Annotated in this window: 3 protein-coding genes; all 3 read left to right on the top strand. The window is 39.0% G+C overall.

Annotated features, from left to right (window positions below):
• The first annotated feature begins 17 nt into the window (after positions 1-17).
• The gene (pepN, locus tag ENH88_RS12555; RefSeq protein WP_304182600.1) at positions 18-2,612 is read left to right on the top strand and encodes an aminopeptidase N; all 2,595 of its coding nucleotides are present in this window, start codon (positions 18-20) and stop codon (positions 2,610-2,612) included.
• On the top strand, positions 2,613-2,834 hold the full coding sequence (locus ENH88_RS12550; RefSeq protein WP_010552655.1) for a DUF2835 family protein: 222 nt from the start codon (positions 2,613-2,615) through the stop codon (positions 2,832-2,834).
• 252 nt (positions 2,835-3,086) lie between these two features.
• Positions 3,087-5,154, top strand: a 2,068-nt coding sequence (locus tag ENH88_RS12545; protein WP_304182598.1) for a DUF1302 domain-containing protein, incomplete at its 3' end; no start/stop codon positions are given.

The raw sequence follows: 5,154 nt of genomic DNA, 5'->3' as shown, positions 1-5,154 counted from the left end.
GCTGTTTTGGAGTATCTATGACTGAATCAAGTAAACCTCAAGCACAATATCTTAAAGACTATAAAGCTCCTGATTTTTTAATTGACCACACAGAGCTAACCTTTGACTTACAGCCATTATCAACCAAAGTAAGCTCTTTGCTAACGCTTACGCGTGTTGGTGATAAAAAAGCACCTTTAGTGCTTGATGGTATTGATTTACGCTTACTGTCTTTATCTATTGATACGGTTGATATAACTGATTATGAAATTATTGGCGAGCAGCTAATAATTAATAACCTACCGGATAGTTGCCAATTAAGTATTGTGACCGAGATATCGCCTGAGACGAATACTTCTTTAGAGGGTTTGTATTTATCTGGCGGTGCGTATTGTACACAGTGTGAAGCGCAGGGTTTTAGAAAGATCACCTATTACATGGACCGCCCTGATGTACTTGCCACGTTTGATGTAACTATTATTGCCGATAAAAAGTATCTACAACTTCTTTCTAATGGTAATCAAGTAGACAGTGGTGAAACACAAGATGGTCGTCATTTTGTGAAATGGCAAGACCCATTTAAAAAGCCGAGCTATTTATTTGCACTTGTAGCGGGCGATTTTGATGTTTTAAAAGATACGTACACGACTAAAAGCGGCAGAGATGTAGAATTAGCATTGTTTGTTGATAAAGGTAATTTATCTAAAACACCCCATGCTATTGCCTCACTCAAAAAGGCAATGCAGTGGGATGAAGAACGCTTTAATTTAGAGTATGACCTTGATATTTATATGATTGTAGCCGTCGATTTTTTCAACATGGGCGCGATGGAAAATAAAGGGCTAAACGTTTTTAACAGTAAATGCGTATTAGCTAATCAAGAAACAGCCACAGATAAAGACTACCATACGATTGAATCCATTGTAGGGCATGAGTACTTTCATAACTGGACAGGTAACCGAGTTACTTGTAGAGATTGGTTTCAGTTATCGCTAAAAGAAGGGTTAACTGTATTTAGAGACCAAGAGTTCAGTAGTGATTTAGGCTCTCGTGCACTTAACCGAATTGATGCGGTCAAAGTTATGCGTACGCATCAGTTTAGCGAAGATGCAGGCCCTATGGCTCACCCAATTCGCCCTGAGAAAGTTATTGAAATGAATAACTTTTATACAGTAACTGTATACGATAAAGGTGCTGAAGTTATCCGTATGATGCACACATTACTGGGTGAAACTAACTTTCAAAAAGGGATGACGCTTTACTTTGAGCGCCACGATGGGCAAGCAGTTACATGTGATGACTTTGTAAGTGCGATGAGCGATGCATCAGGTGTTGATTTAGAGCAATTTAAACAATGGTACAGCCAATCAGGTACACCGCGTTTAAATGCAATTCAAGAATTTGATAGCAGCTCAAATACATACACTTTGACAATCGAGCAAACAGCGCCAGCTAATCAGCCAGAGAATAAAAAGCTTCATATACCTTTTGCTATTGAACTACTTGATGCCAATGGACAAAGTATTGCTCTGCAATATAAAGGTAAAAAGCTAGATCATGTACTCGATGTAACTAATGCGACTCAAACATTTAGCTTTGATAATATTTTAGAAAAGCCTGTTGCGGTTTTACTCGAAGACTTTTCTGCTCCTTGTATTTTAAACCAGCAAACAACAGAGCCCGAACTATTGCATATTATGCGTTTTGCGCGCAGTGATTTTTCACGTTGGGATGCACAACAGCAGCTATTCATTAAGGCGATTAAATCTCAAATCACCGATGCAACGAATAGCGTATTAAGCAGCGAAATTATAAATGCGCTACGTGTACTTATAAACACCAAAGAGGGCGATTTAGCTTTAATTGCAGAGCTGTTTAAATTGCCGAGTTTTGACACGTTAGCTGCTGAATTTGATGTAATACCTGTAGATGACATTATTGAAATAACAGAAAAGTTTGAGCAACAAATTGCTGATGAACTTGCTGATGAGCTGCTTAGTTGTTACGAATCTCTTGAAGATGATGGCAGTATAAGTGCAAGCGCTGTTGCGAATCGTGCTTTAAAGCAAATATGTCTGCACTACCTTGCTAAAACACAAAGTCCAGAAGCTGTAACCTTTATTAAAGAAGCTGCAAGCTCGACTAATATGACTAATGTACTTGGTGCCCTAAGCGCTGTGGTAAAAGCTTCACACCCTGTTAGAGATGAGCTTTTGAGTCATTTTGATAGTCAGTGGCGTCATGATGTTTTAGTCATGGATAAGTGGTTTGCACTGCAAGCTATGCAATTAGGCAGTACTGCTATAGATGATATTAAGGCACTTTACGAACACCCGTGTTTTGATTTTTCAAATCCTAACCGTGTACGTGCACTTGTAGGAAGTTTTAGCCACTTTAATACAGCACAATTTCATCGAGCAGATGCTCAAGGCTATGCGTTATTAGGTGATTTATTAATAAAACTTAATGCAATTAATCCACAAAATGCATCTCGTATGTTAACACCGTTTATGTCGTGGAAGCGTTACGATGATGTACGCTCACAAGCAATGAAGCTGCAATTACAACGCTTAGCCAACTTAGATGGCCTAAGTGCTGACTTGTATGAAAAGGTTGAAAAAGCGCTCGCATAAATGATTGAGTATTATTTTACCTTAAGATTGAGCTATAACGAGTGCATGGATTACTACCATGGCCGTTTTAGCTCTTTACAAGTTGTAGAGGATGGCGGTAAAACAATTCGTTTTGCTGCTACGCATTTGAGGCCCTTCATTTCGAGCTTGGGTGTACGTGGCCGTTTTAGACTCTTATTAACCCCCGAAAACAAGTTCATCCGCCTAGAGCGAGTGGCCTGACACTCGGTTTTTATGTTATATATACATAAAAATATTGTATTTTTGTTAATTTCAATTTGTCCTATTGTTAAATTACGTGTATAAATTATCTGGTACGACGTCTTACCAATACGTAAGCGTTAACCAGAATAAGAAGTATATGACAGATTAGAGCGAGTATTTGTAATTTTACTGATTCGCTTCTATCGTTATGATTACACTAAAAACAATAACTTGATCACACAAAATGACCCGCGACAGGGGGGAACCAAAATGATAAGAAGATCGCTTTTTGTTAAAAATAGAATCGCTATAGGTTTAGCAGCCGCTAGCTTAGGTTTATCTGCAGCAAGTACTCAAGCTGTAACATTTGAAGCTGGAGGTTTTGATATTACCTTCGATTCAACCTTTTCATATGGGCAAAGTGTTCGCGTAGAAGATAGAGACTTTAACCTAATTGGCAAAAGTAATAATCCAGCCTTTGATTGGACAGGATACAACCCAGCGCTAAACAACACTATTTACTCATCTCAAGATGTATGGGCTCAACCTGGGTCTTATTCAAATAACGGTGACGCGGGTAATTTAAATTTTGATAGTGGTGACTCATTCTCAAAACTATTGAAGGGCACACACGACCTTTCAATAAATAAAGATAACTACGGTTTGTTCACTCGCTTCATGTATTTTTATGACTTTGCTTTAATGGATGGGTACCACGCTTATTCAAATCCTACATCAGGGCAGGGGGTTGACCCGTGTGACGATAAAGACACCAAAGCACAAAGCTGTGCCGACATTCGTTTATTAGATGCGTTTGTATGGGCCGATTTTGATTTAAATGATGGTAATAACCCTTTATCTGTCCGTTTAGGCCAGCAAGTAGTTAACTGGGGTGAAAGTACGCTTATATCTCATGGTATTAACGTAAACCCAGTTGATATAGATCGATTAAAAGCACCTGGCGCTGAGCTAAAAGAAGCATTTATACCAATCGGTATGCTTTGGGCATCGCTCGGTATTACTGAGAACATTACGCTTGAAGGTTTCTACCAATATCAATGGCAAGAAACACGTTTACCAGCAGCCGGTACATACTTCTCTACCAATGACTTTGCAGCAGAAAATGGTTATCAGCAGAATGTTCAATTAGGCTTTACGTCTAATCCTGATATTGATGTTGCTTTTTTAACGGATAGTTTAAATAACCTAACATCTGATTTTGCATTAGCAGCAGCTGCTCAAGGTATTGATCCTTCAAGTGCTGAAGGAAGCGCTTTATTAGCCCAAATGTATCTTGCCTACCCAACTAAGGTTGCATTAAAAGGCAAAGGGGATAATGGTAAAACAGAACCTGAAGATGGCGGCCAGTACGGTTTACGTTTAGGTATATTTTTACCTGAATTTAATGATACTGAAATTGCGTTATACCACGTGAACTACCACAGTCGTCGTCCGCTTATATCTGGTCGTGTATCAAACTTTTCGCAGGCAGCAATTGCTCAAGATTTAGCGATGATCATGACAACAGAAATTACGTCAGATAATGTTGCTGATTTAACCGCTTTTTCTAAAGCTGAAAACGACTACCCAGAAGATATTAAACTATATGGTTTAAGTTTTAACACAACTATTGGTGAAACAGCCTTTGCGGGTGAGTTTGCGTTTCGTCAAGATGAACCACTGCAAATTGATGACGTAGAGTTACTTTATACAGCTATGCCTGAGCAGTTAGCTCTTGCAGGTCTTCGTCCTGATTTTGCAGGTATTTCGCAAATGAGTTTTGGCGATGATATTAGTTCTGTTGGTGCGGGTGAAGTTGCTCAAGGCTATATTGAACGTGATACATCACAAATTCAATTCACGGCTACTCACTTATTTGGACCTTCATTAGGTGCTGATAGTTGGGCTGTAGTTGGTGAAGTGGGTGCAGTAAAAATTCATAACATGCCAGAATATGACGAAATGCGTTTAAATGTATCCGGTACTGGCCGTAGTGGCACAATTACAGGCCCAGGTACTACTGATTATTCAACATTGCAACTTGGTTTATCAAATGGCGCTGAAGAAAAATCATTCGCCACAGCATCTTCTTGGGGTTACCGCTTAATTGCTAAAGGTGATTATTTTAACCTTTACAAAGGTATTAACTTCTCTCCACGTTTTGTATTTTCTCATGACGTAAATGGTAATACACCAGACCCTATGTTCTTATTTATTGAAGACCGTAAATCTTTGGGTGCAACCATGAACTTTAACTACCAAAATGCGTGGTCACTTGATGTGAGCTATAACTCGTTTTGGGGCGGCGGCGATATTAATACTTTCTCAGATCGCGATT

It is taken from the genome of Pseudoalteromonas prydzensis (genome assembly GCF_011050055.1).
GTDB classification, from domain to species: Bacteria; Pseudomonadota; Gammaproteobacteria; order Enterobacterales; family Alteromonadaceae; genus Pseudoalteromonas; species Pseudoalteromonas prydzensis_A.
Note: the sequence above shows the minus strand (reverse complement) of the source record. Positions and strands in the feature narration are given on the sequence as shown.

What these genes read in the sequence shown, in the direction of transcription:
- ENH88_RS12550 (WP_010552655.1), top strand. Translation starts at nt 2,613, where the DNA reads ATGATTGAGTATTATTTTACCTTAAGATTGAGCTATAACGAGTGCATG.
- pepN (WP_304182600.1), top strand. Translation starts at nt 18, where the DNA reads ATGACTGAATCAAGTAAACCTCAAGCACAATATCTTAAAGACTATAAA.